This window comes from Kaistella palustris DSM 21579 (genome assembly GCF_000422265.1).
Classification (GTDB): domain Bacteria; phylum Bacteroidota; class Bacteroidia; order Flavobacteriales; family Weeksellaceae; genus Kaistella; species Kaistella palustris.
In genome coordinates, this window is the sequence record NZ_AULL01000013.1 from 27,659 (window position 1) to 44,606 (window position 16,948).

Annotated in this window: 16 protein-coding genes; 6 read left to right on the forward strand and 10 right to left on the reverse strand. The window is 42.7% G+C overall.

The genetic code is table 11. The features are described from left to right. Positions 1–4: 4 nt before the first annotated feature. From H562_RS0103495 to pdhA, 8 genes are all read right to left on the reverse strand, one after another. Positions 5–2,743 carry a sodium-translocating pyrophosphatase gene (locus tag H562_RS0103495; RefSeq protein ID WP_027376230.1) on the reverse strand — a complete coding sequence of 913 codons (2,739 nt, stop codon included), beginning with the start codon at positions 2,741–2,743 and terminating at the stop codon, positions 5–7. Positions 2,744–2,885: 142 nt separating this feature from the next. Then, positions 2,886–3,497: an inorganic pyrophosphatase gene (locus tag H562_RS0103500; protein ID WP_027376231.1), complete on the reverse strand. Its 612-nt coding sequence runs from the start codon at positions 3,495–3,497 to the stop codon at positions 2,886–2,888. A gap of 8 nt (positions 3,498–3,505) precedes the next feature. Continuing rightward, entirely contained in the window at positions 3,506–4,015 is a 510-nt protein-coding gene (locus H562_RS0103505; RefSeq protein ID WP_027376232.1) for a DUF7935 family protein, read from the reverse strand. Positions 4,016–4,051: 36 nt separating this feature from the next. After that, positions 4,052–4,927, reverse strand: coding sequence for a hypothetical protein (locus H562_RS0103510; protein WP_027376233.1), 876 nt, complete (start codon positions 4,925–4,927; stop codon positions 4,052–4,054). Further along, a complete protein-coding gene (gene radC, locus H562_RS0103515; RefSeq protein WP_027376234.1) occupies positions 4,924–5,601 on the reverse strand; it encodes a RadC family protein in 678 nt (225 codons plus the stop codon). Before radC ends, H562_RS0103510 begins: the two co-directional genes overlap by 4 nt. 101 nt (positions 5,602–5,702) lie before the next feature. Beyond that, positions 5,703–6,368 (reverse strand): ABC transporter ATP-binding protein, encoded by a 666-nt coding sequence (locus H562_RS0103520; RefSeq protein WP_027376235.1) that lies wholly within the window; start codon positions 6,366–6,368, stop codon positions 5,703–5,705. A 238-nt stretch (positions 6,369–6,606) separates the two neighbouring features. Continuing rightward, a complete protein-coding gene (locus H562_RS0103530) occupies positions 6,607–8,289 on the reverse strand; it encodes a pyruvate dehydrogenase complex dihydrolipoamide acetyltransferase (protein WP_027376236.1) in 1,683 nt (560 codons plus the stop codon). Positions 8,290–8,352: 63 nt separating this feature from the next. After that, positions 8,353–9,360, reverse strand: coding sequence for a pyruvate dehydrogenase (acetyl-transferring) E1 component subunit alpha (pdhA, locus tag H562_RS0103535; RefSeq protein ID WP_027376237.1), 1,008 nt, complete (start codon positions 9,358–9,360; stop codon positions 8,353–8,355). Positions 9,361–9,519: 159 nt separating this feature from the next. Between pdhA and H562_RS0103540 the strand changes: the two genes are divergently transcribed. Genes H562_RS0103540 through H562_RS14600 form a run of 3 tightly spaced genes read left to right on the forward strand, consistent with a single transcriptional unit; the run spans position 9,520 to position 12,436 of the window. After that, positions 9,520–10,125, forward strand: a complete 606-nt coding sequence (locus H562_RS0103540) for a phosphatase PAP2 family protein (RefSeq protein ID WP_027376238.1) — start codon at positions 9,520–9,522, stop codon at positions 10,123–10,125. 3 nt (positions 10,126–10,128) lie between these two features. Continuing rightward, a complete protein-coding gene (locus H562_RS0103545; protein WP_027376239.1) occupies positions 10,129–10,617 on the forward strand; it encodes a BlaI/MecI/CopY family transcriptional regulator in 489 nt (162 codons plus the stop codon). Positions 10,618–10,657: 40 nt separating this feature from the next. Next, complete coding sequence (locus H562_RS14600) at positions 10,658–12,436, forward strand: DUF4153 domain-containing protein (RefSeq protein WP_051190381.1); 1,779 nt, start codon at positions 10,658–10,660, stop codon at positions 12,434–12,436. Between the two features lie 51 nt (positions 12,437–12,487). Here H562_RS14600 and H562_RS0103555 read toward each other — a convergent pair whose 3' ends face one another. After that, a complete protein-coding gene (locus H562_RS0103555) occupies positions 12,488–12,844 on the reverse strand; it encodes an RNA recognition motif domain-containing protein (RefSeq protein ID WP_394330165.1) in 357 nt (118 codons plus the stop codon). A gap of 136 nt (positions 12,845–12,980) precedes the next feature. Beyond that, positions 12,981–13,844: an aldo/keto reductase gene (locus H562_RS0103560; RefSeq protein ID WP_027376241.1), complete on the reverse strand. Its 864-nt coding sequence runs from the start codon at positions 13,842–13,844 to the stop codon at positions 12,981–12,983. A gap of 106 nt (positions 13,845–13,950) precedes the next feature. Between H562_RS0103560 and H562_RS0103565 the strand changes: the two genes are divergently transcribed. The 3 genes from H562_RS0103565 (at position 13,951) to H562_RS0103575 (ending at position 16,943) form a co-directional block, all read left to right on the forward strand. Further along, positions 13,951–15,411, forward strand: a complete 1,461-nt coding sequence (locus H562_RS0103565) for a T9SS type A sorting domain-containing protein (RefSeq protein WP_027376242.1) — start codon at positions 13,951–13,953, stop codon at positions 15,409–15,411. 81 nt (positions 15,412–15,492) lie between these two features. Continuing rightward, positions 15,493–15,909 carry a DUF6157 family protein gene (locus H562_RS0103570; RefSeq protein WP_027376243.1) on the forward strand — a complete coding sequence of 139 codons (417 nt, stop codon included), beginning with the start codon at positions 15,493–15,495 and terminating at the stop codon, positions 15,907–15,909. A 167-nt stretch (positions 15,910–16,076) separates the two neighbouring features. Continuing rightward, on the forward strand, positions 16,077–16,943 hold the full coding sequence (locus H562_RS0103575) for a sigma-70 family RNA polymerase sigma factor (protein ID WP_027376244.1): 867 nt from the start codon (positions 16,077–16,079) through the stop codon (positions 16,941–16,943). Positions 16,944–16,948 lie beyond the last annotated feature (5 nt).

Below are 16,948 nucleotides of genomic sequence, written 5' to 3' on the forward strand. Positions count from 1 at the left end.
CATTTTAGAAATTTAAAACCCGTACATCGATTCTTCGGTTCTGCGCTTTGCATTCGTCAGTATCGTTTGCTTCGCAAACCGGGAACTCCGAACCATAACCTTCGGCTTCGATCCTGTCACCATTAATTCCTAATTCAAGTAATTTAAGTCTCGCGGTCTGTGCGCGCAGGCTCGATAATTTCAAGTTACTGTCGGGGTTTCCGGTGTTATCGGTGTAACCGCCAAGCTTAATTTTCATACTCGGGTAAGCATTCATAATTTCCGCAAGGTTTGTAAGTGGTTCTTCCGAACCCGGCTTCAGCTCGCTGCTGCCACTCTGGAAATATAAATTTTCAAGCGTATACCATCTGTCTTTATTCAAAACGTTCTGATCCTGAATTTTCACACCATTGTAAAGGCTGTAAAGCTGACTGTTCTCGCCCAGTGCAATACTTTTGTCTGTAAGGCGGACCTCCTGAATATCGCCGGTGTCATATACATAATCCCCGTCTGCATTAAGCGTGCCGTGGATTTCCTGTGCAACTGCCGGCGTGCCCGCATTCATTCCTGAAATTACTGCCGCACCCGTAGTTATTCCGGTCATTCTGTTTAAAGATTCGAGTTTTGCGCGGCGGTTTTCTTCAATTTTATCTTTATGTAAAACGGCCAGTGTAGGCGCGATTACCAGTGATACGATCGACATTAATTTTATAAGAATGTTCATTGATGGTCCTGAAGTATCTTTAAAAGGATCCCCTACTGTATCACCTGTTACTGAAGCTTTGTGTGGCTCAGAACCTTTGAAGTATTTTTCTCCGTTAATGTCGGCGCCCTGTTCAAATGATTTTTTCGCATTATCCCAGGCTCCACCGGCATTGTTCTGAAACATACCCATAAGCACGCCCGAAACTGTAGCACCTGCCAGGAAACCGCCCAACACTTCAGGCCCAAAGATAAAGCCCATCAATAAAGGTGAAACCAACGCAATTGCTCCCGGAAACATCATCTTTTTAATAGATGCATCTGTAGATATCGCGACGCACTTTTCGTATTCCGGTGTGGCTTTACCTTCCAGAATCCCGGGGATTTCACGAAACTGACGGCGGACTTCTTCCACCATCGCCATTGCGGCCTGACCGACAGCTTTGATCGCCAAAGAGGAGAATATGAATGGAATCATAGCGCCAACGAACAACCCGGCCAGTACATCGGCGCGGTAAATGTCGATGCCGTCAATACCCGCTATACCAACAAATGCGGCAAATAATGCCAGCGCTGTTAACGCAGCAGATGCGATTGCAAATCCTTTCCCGGTGGCAGCGGTGGTATTTCCAACTGCATCTAATATATCAGTTCTTTCACGCACTTCTTTCGGAAGTTCGCTCATTTCTGCAATTCCACCGGCGTTATCCGCGATAGGTCCAAACGCATCGATTGCAAGCTGCATAGCGGTTGTAGCCATCATTCCGGCCGCGGCAATCGCCACACCGTAAAGTCCGGCACATAAATAGGAACCGTAAATTCCACCTGCCAAAACAAGGATCGGTAAAAATGTAGATTCCATCCCCACAGACAGTCCGCCAATGATATTGGTCGCATGACCGGTTGATGATTGCTTAATAATGCTTTTCACGGGACGCTTGCCCATCGCCGTGTAATATTCGGTGATGATACTCATTAAAGTCCCTACAACCAGCCCAACGATAATGGCACCAAAGACACCCATTTTTGTAAACTCATGCCCTCTTAAAGTCATTGTATCAGGCATTAGATAATTAACCAAGAAATAGGAAGAAATGGCTGTAAGTACGATACTGCCCCAGTTGCCCAGGTTTAGTGCATTCTGCACGGGCGCTGTATCCAGTTCGGTTTGCTCAGCTATCTTTACAAATAAAGTTCCGATGATGGAATAAATGATTCCTGTTCCGGCAATAAGCATAGGTAAAAGTATCGGTGCAAAGCCGCCAAACATATCGTGGGAAAGTGTTTCTCTACCCAAAACCATGGTCGCCAGAACTGTTGCTACATATGATCCGAAAAGGTCGGCACCCATTCCGGCAACGTCGCCCACATTATCACCCACGTTATCTGCAATCGTTGCAGGGTTTCGTGGATCGTCTTCTGGAATTCCCGCTTCTACTTTTCCGACAAGGTCAGCGCCAACATCGGCCGCTTTGGTATATATGCCACCGCCAACTCTGGCAAACAGGGCAATGGATTCCGCCCCCAGAGAAAAGCCGGTCAAGATTTCAATAGTCCTTTCCATTTCATGCGAGTCTACTGCGGCACCCGGTGCGAAAATCTGTTTGATAATTAAATAAAGAGCGCCTAAGCCCAAAACCGCCAAACCGGCCACACCCATTCCCATAACGGATCCACCGGTAAATGAAACTTTCAAGGCTTTCGATAAAGATGTTTTGGCAGCTTCTGCAGTCCGCACATTGGCTTTGGTCGCGATCTTCATGCCGATAAATCCTGCAAGCGCAGAAAGAATAGCACCTAATATGAACGACAGCCCCAGAGTCCAGTGGGAGTTTGCATTTGATGCACCCATTAAGGCAAGCAAAATTGCGACAACGACCACGAAATACATCATAATTCTGTATTCCGCTTTCAGGAAGGCCATGGCACCATCGGCAATGTGGCCGCTGATTTCACGCATTCGCTCACTGCCTGCATTTTGTTTGCTCACCCACGCACTTTGCACGAAGGTGTAGATCAACGCGATAATACCAAAGAGCGGTATTAAATAAAATAAAGTCATAGTTTACTGTTTTATGTTAAATAATGTTAAATAAAGCTAGCCGAAAATACAATTTTATTTTAAAACGCAGGTCACTTTTCCCTAAAAATGCAAAAAGCAGATGTAAAAACATCTGCTTGAACTTTTGGAATCCGGATTAATTTTAACCTCCAAATTTATTGGCATAATCTTCCTGTGACGCCACGATAACTTTTTTGGCATGTTCCGCGCCGTACACTTCCTGAATCCTGCATTTTGCAGGTTCATCGGGTAAGTTTTTGTATGTAAGGAAATAGTGCATTAAACGCTGTACTTCAGCCTGAGGAAGTTCTGAAATATCGCGGAAATGGCCGAACGCATGGTCGCCTTTCATTACGGCTACAATTTTATCATCAGCTTCACCTTTGTCTATCATTTTGAAACCGCCAATCGGCAAAGCTTCCATAAGCATACCACCGTTGTGAATGTTATGTGAGCTTAAAACACAGATATCCAGCGGATCCAGATCGCCCATACTTACATCGGTCGCACCGCTCTCTATCGCGAGTTTCAAAACTTCATCATGGCAATAAGTTCTTGGGATAAAACCGTAAAGCGCGGGAATTATATTCGAGAACTGCTGCGGACGGTCCACCTTCAGGTAACCGCTGGCTTTATCAACTTCATACTTAATGGTGTCTGACGGTACGATTTCCACAAAAACATTTACAACTTCAGGAACCTCTTCACCTGCGGTAATTCCGTGCCAGGGATGGGCTTTAAAATTTGGTATCATTATCATTTTTAATTTACAATTAAATTCTCTTTCCTTAAAACTTCGATAGTTTGGGAAATATAATCTGCATCATTCATATAGTGCATCAGGAAGACTGTTTTAAAATCTGCCAGGGTAGAATTTTCACTTAGATTTTCATAGGTTTTATGGATCAGGTGCAAAACCGATGTTTTGCAGTTCACCACCCTTTTCCACGAATCTTTGGTAAGATACAGCTGCTGCGAGGCGTTATAATCGAACTCTTCATTAATGGTTTTTTCCAGCAGAAAAATATATTCGTGAGCTTCGAGCGTCGGATCAAATTTCTGCACAAGATTCGAGGGTTTCAAGCGTTCCAAAAAGAGTGTCAGCCTTTCATAAGCATGAACACGCTGGGTGGAATTCCCTTTTACTGTCAGCAGTTTTATTTCCTGATTTTTAAGTTTTATGTAGGTATATACAAACTGCCGGGCGAAAATAAGAAACGGGATTGCCAATAAAAGTGCAAACGCGTACGGAAAATAAGGTGAATCGATCATAAGGCAGAATGAGGTTGCAAAATTACTAATAATTTGCTACTTTTTGAAGAAGTTTTTCACCAAATCCCGCTTCGAAGTTTCCAGGATCGGATACGGCTGCAGCTGCGAGCCAAAACTCTTGAAGAAAAGCTCGATACCGCGTATGTTACCACCCATAAAATCGAAAGTTTTAGCCGCGATGTTTTCCTTCAAAATACGGTCGATGAGAAAGGACGCGCCGTTATCTGTTTTAAACCGGCCATCATTGATGAGGCCAAGCAACGAATATTTATCTTTGGAACTGATGATTACCGCCAGATTGGTCAGGTCATTTTCCCTGAAGGAACCAAAAATTTTAAGCCGCGAATTTTGTTCCAGGAAATCGATGTAACTGAAAAACCTGGCCACATCGCCGGGTTTTTCCAGCCCCTTAAAATGATTCTTAATAAAATCCAGAACATCAGTTCGTTTCACTTCTTTGAAATGAAGATACTGCGCTGTTTTAACCGTTGATTTGCGTCCTTTGAAATACGATTTCCGGAGTACAGCATAATCAACAGGTAAAATTACATAGTTTTTCTTCATCTTGATTTCGGAGACAAAGGAATTGTGAAAATTAAAAGCATAGGAAAAAACGGTATACTTTTTCCTGAGGAAATCCAGGAATTCCTGTTCCTTCGCATTGTTTTTTTCAGCACCGAAAACACCGAGCTGTTGGCAGAAAAGCGGCATTAAAACCAACTTAAACCCAAGTTTGCGTTTCAGCGGGACAGGCATCACAAAATCGTAATCGCCATCGACCAAAATCTCCCAGGCCTCACATAAAAGATCAAGATTATCTTTTTCTGCATAAAAATTCTTTTGTACTGAATTTTCTATACAGTAAGTATATTTTTTGAAATCGATATTTTTATAGCTGATTCTTCTAATCATAATAAATTTTCGTCGGCAAAGCTCAGAAAGGAATTTTGTGCAATGATTAAATGATCCAAAAGCTGAATGTTCAGCAATGTTCCGGCATCGCTGATCTGTTTGGTAATTTTAAGATCTTCCTGACTCGGTTTTAAATTGCCCGACGGATGGTTGTGTGCGATGATAATACCGGTGGAAAAATGTTCCAGCGCTGTTTTGAAAAGGATCCGCACATCAACTACGGACTGGTTGATGCCGCCGGAAGACAGTTTGGCTTTTCCCAATATGCGGTTATTCTGATTCAGAAAGACAGCCCAAAACTCTTCGGTCCGCAAATCGCCGAGAAACGGCTGCAACACTTTGTAAATGTCGGAACTTTGGGTGATCTGAATCTTTTCGGGAACTTCCTGCGCCGCACGACGGCGGCCGATCTCCAGCGCCGTAGCAATAGAAATTGCTTTTGCTCTGCCCACACCTTTAAATTTTGTGAGTTCAGAAATCTGGAGCAGAGACAGGTTATGCCAGTTATTGTCCACAGACGCCAGAATCTTACGGCCCAACTCCACTGCTGAGTCTTCGCGGTTTCCGCTGCCCATAATTATTGCCAACAGTTCCGCATCGGAAAGTGCGTTTTTGCCTTTGAGCAAAAACTTCTCCCTTGGACGGTCATCTTCAGCAAGAAATTTTAAGGACATTTAAAGTTGAGTTTAATGAACAGCTAATTTATGAAAGATTGACTGAAAGTATGTAAAACAAAACTTCCAAACAGATCTTAGGTCTGGTATTTATTTGGCTTTTAAATGATGAGCCCGTCTTTCATTACCAGTTTACGGTCGGTCGTATCCGCAAGGTGCGTATTATGCGTCACGATCACAAAAGTCTGATTGTATTTTGACCGCAAATCGAAAAAAAGCTGGTGCAGGTCATCGGCATTTTTGGAATCAAGGTTTCCGGTGGGTTCATCGGCAAAAATGATTTTAGGCGAATTGATAAGCGCCCTTGCTACAGCCGTTCTTTGCGCCTCGCCGCCCGACATTTCATTTGGCTTGTGGTGCAGGCGGTGTGCAATATGCAGATCTTCGAAAAGTGCATAAGCTTTTTCCAAAGATTCCTTCTCGTTTTTCCCGGAAATCCTGGTGGGCAGCAACACGTTTTCCAGAGCGGTGAATTCCGGTAAAAGCTGGTGGAACTGAAATACAAAACCAATATTCTCATTCCGAAATTTCGACAGCTGCCGGTCACTCATGCTGATAAATGATTTGCCCGCAAGGTCGATGGACGTATTGAAGTTCTTGGGATTTGTGGGCGTATCGAGTGTGCCAAGAATCTGAAGAAGTGTAGATTTTCCGGCGCCGGATTCACCTACAATTGAGACTACCTCGCCTTCTTTAATATGAATATCCACGCCTTTTAAAACCTCCAGATTTCCGTAGGATTTGTGAATGTTGCTTGCCTTTATCATGGTTTCAAAAATAGTGAAAATGATTGTAACCTGCGACTTATTTGCAAACGGTTTTTGCGCAAGGGCGTAGTGCATTGTTGGAGTTCCTTTTTATTTTTTTTTAATGAAAAAAATAAAAAGAACGACTGCACGCAGACCGACCCGCGCGGTAGGAAAAGCATTGGCGAGGGTTGCGCCCAAATAAAAAGATCCTTTCAAAAAAAAATCTGAAAGGATCTGGAGTAATAAATTTGGGAATCTAGAGCAGCAAAGTCAGCGGCTGTTCCAGATAGGTCCGTAAAGTCTGCAAAAACTGTGCTCCCGTAGCGCCATCGACCACGCGGTGATCGCACGCCAGAGAAAGTTTCATGGTATTCCCCACGACGATCTGACCGTTTTTCACAATTGGTTTTTCAACTATCGCGCCCACGGATAAAATCGCGGAGTTCGGTTGATTAATGATCGACGTAAAGGTTTCGATACCGAACATACCCAGGTTTGATACAGAGAATGTAGAGCCTTCCATTTCATTGGCTTTCAGACCTTTGGACTTAGCGCGGCCCGCCATATCTTTTACACTTGCGGAAATTTGGTTATAGTTCATCTGATCCGCATTTTTGAGCACGGGAACAACCAAGCCATCGGGAATTGCTACAGCTACACCGACATTGATGTTTCCGTGGTGCACAATTTTATCTGCTTGCCAGCTGGAATTGACCTGCGGATGTTTCCGAAGTGCCATTGCAGTAGCCTTGATGACCATATCGTTAAACGAAATTTTGGTGTCTGGCAGGGAGTTGATTTCTTTACGCGCCTCAATTGCTTTATCCATATTGATCTCAACGATGAGATAGTAATGCGGAGCGGTAAATTTGCTCTCAGACAGGCGTTTGGCGATAATGTTTCTGACCTGCGAGTTTGGTGTTTCGGAATCCTCGCCCTGCACGAAATTCATCGGTGCGGGAGCAGAAACCGGAGATGCCGCGGCAGCAGGTTTGTTTTCCGGCGCTGACGGTGCCTGTTGCGAAGGCGTAAAGCTTTCGATATCTTTTTTTACGATGCGGCCGTTTTCGCCGCTACCTTTCAATTCATGAATGTTGATCCCTTTATCTTCGGCCATTTTTTTGGCTAAAGGTGAAATCGCTACCCGCTCAGAACTACTTGCAGAAGCTGCTTTGGGCGCAGATTCTTCGGCGGTCTGCGGTGCGTCATTTGTTTCTCCTGTGGAAGCTGCTTTCGGTACCGACGCGGTTTTGCCGCCGCCTGCTACAATTCCCGAAACATCTGTTCCATTGGGACCAATGATTGCGAGTACTGAATCTACCGGACTTCCCTCACCTTCGTCGGTGCCGACATACAAAAGGGTTCCGTTAAACTCGGATTCGAAATCCTGTACAGCTTTATCGGTTTCGATCTCGGCGAGAATGTCGCCTTCCTTCACAGTATCGCCGACTTTCTTGTGCCATTTCGCAACTTTTCCTTCTGTCATTGTATCAGAAAGCCGTGGCATGGTGATCACTTCTACACCTTCCGGTATTTCAGCAGAAGATGCTCCTTCTTCTTTTTCAACAGGTTTTGACGTTTCTACGCCGGTCGATGCATTCTCGGTTTTATTTTCTTCCGGAACTGAAGCTTCAGGTTTTGAGTTCGCATCGGATTGGTCTGCGCCGGAACCGCCGTTTTTCAGTCCTGAAATATCCTCACCTTCGGAACCGATAATTGCAAGAACAGAATCTACAGGCGAAGAACCTCCTTCTTCTGTACCGATATATAAAAGCGTCCCATTAAATTCAGACTCGAAATCCTGTACGGCTTTATCGGTTTCGATCTCTGCGAGAATATCGCCTTCCTTCACTGCATCGCCTACTTTTTTGTGCCATTTCGCCACTTTCCCATCCGTCATTGTATCGGAAAGCCGGGGCATAGTAATTACTTCCGCCATAATATTTTTTATTTGAAACTGATCCTTCGGTCTGCAAATTCTGAAAACCGAAATTCAAATTATTTATTGATTGTTTTCTACTTTATCTACAAAAGGATAATCTTCCTGCGCATACACGTAATCGTACACTTTGTCTGCGGACGGGTACGGAGACTGCTCCATAAATTCCACGCACTCATCTACAAATTCCCTTGATTTTTCGTCAATGGCGGTGAGCTCATCTTCTGTTGCCCATTTATTTTCAAGAATCCGGTGTTTCACGATTTCAATAGGATCACTTTTCTTATGCTCGGCTACTTCATCTTTTGATCTGTAAGGTTCAGCATCGGACATTGAGTGACCTCTGTACCGGTAAGTTCTGGCTTCGATGAAAGTTGGGCCATCACCTCTTCTTGCCCGTTCAATGGCTTCGTAAGCGGCTTCAGCAACTTTTTCAGGATCCATGGCGTCAACAGGAAGACACGGCATTTCATAACCCAGTCCGAGTTTATAAATATCTTCGTGGTTTGCTGTTCTTGCTACAGAAGTTCCCATAGCGTACCCATTATTTTCAACCACAAAAACCACCGGAAGCTTCCAGTTCATTGCCATGTTGAAAGTTTCGTGCAGCGAACCCTGGCGTGCAGCACCATCGCCGAAGAAGCAGATATTTACACCGCCGGTCTCAAAATATTTGTCTGCAAAAGCGATACCTGCACCTAGAGGAATCTGGCCGCCCACAATTCCGTGACCGCCGTAAAATCTTTTTTCTTTGCTGAAGATGTGCATAGAACCACCCATTCCACCGGATGTTCCCGTGGCTTTACCACAAAGTTCAGCCATGATTCTCTTTGGATCCACGCCCATTGCCATGGGATGTACGTGGCAACGGTACGCGGTGATCATACTGTCGCGCGTAAGATCCATTGCGTGGGTGAAACCCGCCGGAATAGCTTCCTGACCGTTGTATAAATGTAAAAATCCTCTGATTTTCTGTTTTAGATAAAGTGAGCGGCATTTGTCTTCAAACCTTCTCCACATTGTCATCTCTTCATACCACTTCAGGTATACGTCTTGCGAAAATTCTTTCATGTGCTAGCTTTTGCTTAATATAACCACACGCAACCGGACGGTTGACGTTTTATTTTAATATGATGCAAAAATAACAAAAATCTTTGTGTTTATTGCCAGCCGCCGGGGAGATTTTCGTCATTTCTGATTTAAAAACATATTTTTGATTTTTAAAATTTTATGGGCGTCAAAACATCTTCCGTATTGGTATTAAAAATATCAAAAGTAATTTCGGGCTTCTTTAATCCGCTTACCTCACTGCTTATATATTTCCTCTATGCCAGTTCGCTGGAGTTCAGCTTTAAACAGACTTTATTCATTTTTCTTCCAATTCTGCTTTTTACTGTAGTTCCGATTACAGTGTGGATCATCTGGAATGTAAAAAAAGGCCGCTATACCAACCTGGATGTTTCTGACCGCCGACAACGGAAAGGACTGTACTTTTTTATAGCCGGCGCGCTTTCGCTTTATCTTCTTTACGATTTTTTCGTGCAGGATCACCTTGACTTCACGATGATTTTCATTCTTTTACTTTTAGTTATTTTACAGGTTAGCAATTATTTTATTAAAAGTTCCATGCACACCGCATTTAATGTCTTTGTAGCGGCACTGTTTTTTGCGCTGACGCCACCTTTGGGAACTGTCTGGTTATGTATGGCAATTGTTGTGGGAATTACGCGTGTAGTTTTAAAGAAGCATTCGGTAAAAGAAGTATTCACGGGCGGTTTCATCGCAGTTTTGGTTTCTTTTATTTATCTTTATACCCATATCCAATTGAGTCATTAAACCATGAAAATTAATCAACTTACTCCTTCCGAAGAACAGCTTATGCAAATTTTGTGGAAGCTCGATTCAGCGTATATGAAAGAAGTGATGGCGAATTATCCCGAGCCGAAACCCCACCAGAATACGGTCTCCACTTTTATAAAAATTCTGGTTCAGAAAGAATTTCTTACCACCGAAAAAGAAGGAAGGATATTTAAATACAAAGTTGCCGTTCCCTACGAAGATTACCGCCGTTTTTTACTTCAGAATTTTCTGACAGATTATTTTAATGATTCCGGTACAGAAATGCTGAGGATGCTGATCGAAGACAAGATCATCAACACATCGGATCTGCGGCAGTTTTTTGAAATCAAAACCATTCTGAATCCAATCGCAGAACAGGAAAAAACCGAAAATCCCCTTGGGGAGTTTTTAGCTGAACTAACTTCTGACAAAAAAGGAAAGAAAAAAGACAAAAAGAAGAAGGCTAAAAAAAAGAAACTGAAGGAATAATTTATCCGGCATATTTTTCAACAACTAAAACTGCAAAACCATGCGTCAGAAATTAAAAAATATCTTCGGCAAATCAGATGAAATTCTGCTCGAATATCCCATGGTTCTGCTTATGGCACTTTTGGGCGCCCTGGGTTTCATCACCGCTTACGACGACACCGACGGCATCAGTGACCAAAATTTTTCCCTCATAAAATTTGGTATCGTCGCGAGCCTGGGAATATCACTCATGTTTGGCCTGAAGATGCTTTCTGAGCGTATTGGCAAACGGATGCTGCTGGAATTATGCGGCGTCCTCTCTTTGGTCGCTTTCTATTTCATTTTACCCGCAGGCGAAAAGGATTTTACCGAACCGTACGCTTACCTGCTTTGCGCCACCTTTATCCTTTCTCACCTGCTGGCATCATTTATTGCATTTTTTGGTGAAAATAAAGAACTCAATTTTTGGCAGTACAACAAAAATCTTTTCATCTACAGTTTTCTCACCGCCGTATTTACAGGCGTTTTGGTTGGTGGTGTAGAGCTTGCTATCCTTGCGGTTGACAGACTGTTCGACTTTAATTTTGATGGCCGGTACTATCTGCGGACATTCTATTTTCTGGCGATATTTGGGAGCTGTTTTATATTTCTGCTTTTTAATGAAAAAGGCTTGAAAGACCTTGAAAAGGACGGGAAATATCCAGAAATACTGAAATTTTTCACCCAGTATATTTTAATTCCGCTACTGATCATTTACGCAGTAATCCTTTATTTTTATTCCGCAAAAATTCTTGTAAACTGGGAGCTCCCGCGCGGCTGGGTTTCTTATCTTGTACTCGCCTATGCCGTTGTAGGAGTTCTGGCGCTGCTGCTCGTGCATCCTTTAAAGGGAGCCTCCTCCAAATCGTGGGTCCGCATTTTCTCAAAAATTTTTTATTTTACTTTACTTCCGCTTCTCGTTTTACTTTTTACGGCGATATTCACCAGAATACTGGAATACGGATATACGGAGCCGCGATACTTTGTTTTGATTCTTGCTTTGTGGCTAACGGCGGTAGTACTCTATTTTATATTTCTAAGGAGAACGACCATTAAATTTATTCCCGTAAGTCTGTTTGTATTTGGCGTATTTGCATTGGTATTTCCCTATTTTAATGTTTTCTCGGTGGCAAAGAGAAGTCAGAAAAACGAACTGCAAAAAATCCTTTCAGCAAATAACCTGCTGGAAAATGGAAAGATCGTTTTCTCAAAAAAAATCTCAGCCACAGTTGCCGATGAGATTGCGAGCAAGTACAAATTTCTGTATGAGCGCAGACAAACCGAATTTTTAAAACAGTTTTTAACCGTCAAGGAACAGAAACTCGTTACGAGGAACAATTTGCAGCGGGGATCATATCAGGTTGGTGAAGATATCCGGAACAGTTTTACATCAGTGATGCTCAGCGATAAAAATAGCCGCGCATACCGCCTGGAACTTCTTTCAGTTTCAACTGCACATTCTGTTGAAGGTTATGAGTATATGATTGTTTTAAATGACCTTCAGGAGAAAAAAGCATTGTCTTTAGGAAATGAAACAGTGCAGATCTCAACCCAAAGAACCGGGAGAAATGAACTGAAAATAGTTGTCGACGGTGAAATATGGGATATCACGCCTTTCTTTCGGGAAATGTTGCAAAAGCAAAAAGGCAAATCGGGAAGCGTGGAAATACCTGAAATCAGTACGGAAAAAAGTTTTGGCAAATTCCATCTGAAACTCGTTTTCGACAATCTGGTCAGCGAAGATTTACAGCATCATGGATTTTATTACAATCCGCCTGTACTTCTCATCCATAAAAAATAATAAAAAAAAGCGGCTTAAAAAAAGCCGCTTCATATTTTGTACCGGAGAATCTTACCAGTTAGAACCGCCACGGCTACCGCCGCCGTATCCGCCACCACCACGATTTCCGCCGCCGTAACCACCACCGCCTGAACGGTTGTTGTCGAAGCTTCTTCTTGGTTTGTCTTCTCTTGGTTTAGCCTCAGAAATGTTAAGTTCTTTTCCGTCTAATTCCTTTCCGTTCAGAGCTTCGATAGCGTTTTTGCCATCTTCGTCGCTCATTTCTACGAATCCGAAACCTCTTGATCTACCGGTTTCTCTGTCGGTGATAATTTTTGCCGAAGATACTTCGCCAAATTCTGAAAATAAATCCTGCAACGACTGTTCTTGTGTTGCGTAATTGATGTTTGAAACAAAAATGTTCATCATAAAAAAAATTAAAAATTAATACTGTTGTGAATTATAAATGAAACTCAATTATTGATGAACAAAGATTGACTTCGGATATAAAAACGGGTGCAAGATACAATTATAAATCAATATTGCAAGTATTTTTTCCAAAGATTTAAGGTACTGGTTTTCCTGCACTTGCCTCCAGCAACCTGAACCAGTCGCTGTTTTCAATTGTGATATCAGTGGCGCCCTTTAATGTTTTAATAATTTCTGCACGCGAAGTCCCGATGACAGGCAGAATGTTTGCAGGGTGCCTCAGCAGAAATGCCAGCATGAGCTGGTTTTCTTCAGCGCCATATTTTCTGCACATTTCCTGCATCACAGTCTTTATTCGGCGGTTTTGTTCAGTGTCTTCGGAAAAATAATTTCCCATCACCGACCAGGCCATCGGCTGTAGATTCTTCATCATCATTTGATCTAAAGTTCCGTTCCAAAAGGCTTCTGTGTGGTTCAGTGAAATTTCAACCTGATTCGTTATCAAGGGAAAACAGCTGTTGAGCAACTCAAACTGCGAGGGCGAAAAATTGGAAACTCCAAAATGCCGCACTTTTTTCTGTTCACGCAAAAAATCGAAAGTGTCCGCTATTTCATGTGGGTTCATCAGTGGTGAAGGTCGGTGCAGCAACAGCAGGTCCAGGTAATCTGTCCGAAGGTTAGCGAGGCTTTGCTCAACTGAATTGATGATATGTTCCCGCGAATAATTATACGATTTCGCAGTAAAATTTCTGTTTTTACATGGCATTTCGATACCGCATTTCGAAATAAACTGCACTTTTTCGCGGCGGATCTGCATTTCGGAAAAAGAAACGCCGAAGAGCTTTTCAGTAGTGTAATCACCGTAAATATCGGCGTGATCGAATGTAGTGAGATTTTCACTCAACGCAGATTCAATCAACTGCTGAAGAATTTTTTTGGAATGGTTGGCGCCCCAGCTTCCCCAGCGCATCGTTCCGATAATTATTGGCGAGAATATCATAACTGCAGATCATTATTAAAAGTAAACCCTAAAAATAGACTTTTTAACACATCAGATTAAAAGTGTCAGCATAATAATTTTTAACTTTGAGCAAAATTAATTTATTATGAAGAAGATTTCTCTTTTGTTAACGATGTTGTTTTCGGCATTTGCCTTCTCGCAATTTGTGAGTCCCGGCACCGGAATCACATACAGTTTAACCTCCCTTTCCGCGGCTGCACCGAGTGTTTTGGTAAAAAGCGGTACAAATTATCAGATGACATCAAATGTGACAATTTCGGCCGGCGACACCCTGCTTATGGATGAGGATGCTGTTCTGAAAATCGACGGCGGTGTGCAACTCACAGTTTTAGGTGTCTACGATACTACAGCAAATGATCTCGTAATTACTGCTACAGATTCGGCCACAGTATTCAAAGGAATCCGTTTTGAAGAAGGTTCATCGGCCACATTCAGAAATACGACCTTAACATATGGCGGAGGAATTCAGGTTTTAACAACAGATTTCTTGATGGACAACTGTACAGTTCAATATTTTAAATCCGGCCTGGTAAGTGGTGCATCAATAAATTTCTCCCGTGGAAATCCCGTGGTGAAGAATTCAAAATTTATTAAAAACGATCTGCCCGCTGTGGCATCCGCAGCAAATGCGTCGGTAGCTCTGGAATTTACCAATAATTATCTTTTTGCAAATACCAAAGGAAATTCTAACCGGCCACAGATCAATATGGGTCCGAGTGGCAGCGGAACGACAAAAATTCTGAACAACACCATCATCGGCGACCGGTCTTTAACAAAAGTCGGCGGCGTATCGGTCTCTACTCTTTTGGGTACAGAAAACCATCCGGTAATAGAAGGCAACACCATTACCGATAACCGCTACGGAATTACTGTGGCGGGTAATAATTCCACAGGTTCTATCTCAAACAACATTTTAACCAACAATAATACAGAACCGATCCCGGCAAACGGTGGAAGTGGAATCTCTCTGAATGGCGCAGGTTCTACAGTGATGTCCTTAAAAATCGAGAAAAACCAGATCCGCGGTCATTTGTGGGGAATTACCATTATCGGCACGGCGCAGGCTGACCTTGGCGGCGGTGCGATGGGCAGCGTGGGACAGAATATCTTCAGCAATAACGGTAACGACGGCGAAATATATGCGCTTTACAACAATACGGCAAACTCCATCAGTGCTAAAAATAACTGCTGGCGCGAGGGTGAACTTTCAGATGATGCAATGGTAGAAGAAGTGATTTTCCACAGTGCGGATAACAGCACCCTTGGAACGGTTGATTTCAAACCTTATCTGTGTGCAATTCTTGCAACGGGCGCTTCAACGGTAACCCAGAACAACCTGTACCCTAACCCAAGCAACGGTACATTTACTTATGTTGCAGAAAATAGCGGGGCGATCGCCGTTTCGGATATGTCGGGAAAACTTATTTATAAGGGCGACGTAAAAAAAGGAAATAACACGGTTTCTCTTGGTGCAAAATCAGGTACGTATATTGTACTTTATCAGTCAAAAGGAAAAAAACAGACTACTAAATTAATTATTAAATAATTGAAGCCTTATAATTAATTTGAACTCATTCTGTGTTGCTGCAGAATGAGTTTTTTTAATGTTGAACTATTTACAAAAATTATGAAAACCCACACGACGAATTACAGGAATACTTTCATAGAAATTGCCGAGGACTGCCCGGTTTCTACAGCCGAAATCCCACCCGTGAAAAGGAACAAAACCCTGGCAAACATACAGCTGGAAATGGTTTTGAACAATCCGTACAAATATACTTCAGATGATGTGCTTCTGGAATGTTACCTTCAGAAAAACAACATTCCCGAAAATGAAAGGCAGGAAGCGGCAAAAACTTTTTTTTCCAAAGGGCAGCCATGCTTCAGGTCTTCGGCACTGGGAAAAAGATATGGCTTTGGTGTGCACCACAATGCCGACGGAAAGATTGCGCTATTCCCGGTAGAAAGCAAAAACTACAAAGACTTTGTCGACGACGAGAATGTGACAAAAGTGAAGGCAATGCGCTCAAAACGTGCAAAATAGCACTTCATTCTGAAAATTTTCGTATTCAATATTTTTTTTTAAACAGGATAGAAACACCGCAAGTTCAATTATTTATAAATTTTTGTAACCTTTTGCCGCCTCCTGTCGTATAATCTAATGCAGTCTAAGAGGGACCGATTTAATAAATAAGACAAGAGTTATATTAAATGAGACAATTAAAAATTACAAAGCAGGTTACCAATAGAGAAACCGCTTCGCTGGACAAGTATCTGCAGGAAATTGGAAAAGTAGATCTGATTACCGCCGACGAAGAAGTGGAACTGGCGCAGAAAATACGCGCAGGTGACCGCGTAGCTTTGGAAAAACTGATCAAAGCGAACTTAAGGTTCGTAGTTTCGGTGTCAAAACAATATCAAAACCAGGGACTTTCTCTCCCCGATTTGATCAACGAAGGGAATCTAGGCTTAATGAAAGCCGCCAAAAGATATGATGAAACGCGTGGATTTAAATTTATTTCCTATGCGGTTTGGTGGATCCGTCAGTCAATTCTGCAGGCTTTAGCTGAACAGTCACGAATTGTGCGGTTGCCGCTTAATAAAATTGGATCGATCAACAAGATCAATAAAGCATACGCGCATCTTGAGCAGGAAAACGAAAGACCTCCTTCGCCGGAAGAACTTGCTGAAGTTTTAGACATGAGCGAAGAAGACATTAAAGAATCGATGAAAAACTCCGGAAGACACCTGTCGATGGATGCACCATTGGTTGAAGGTGAAGATTCAAACCTTTATGATGTACTGCGTTCCGGTGAATCACCAAGTCCGGATAAAGATTTGATGCTCGAATCGCTCCAGATCGAAATCGAAAGAGCATTGCAGACACTCACTCCCCGAGAGGCAGATCTGGTGCGTCTGTATTTTGGTTTGAATGGCAAACATCCGATGACACTGGAAGAGATTGGCGAAACCTTTGACCTTACCCGAGAAAGAGTACGCCAGATCAAAGAAAAAGCGATCAAAAGACTGAAACACAATACGCGAAGTAAAATCCTGAAATCTTATTTAGGAAAATAATTTTA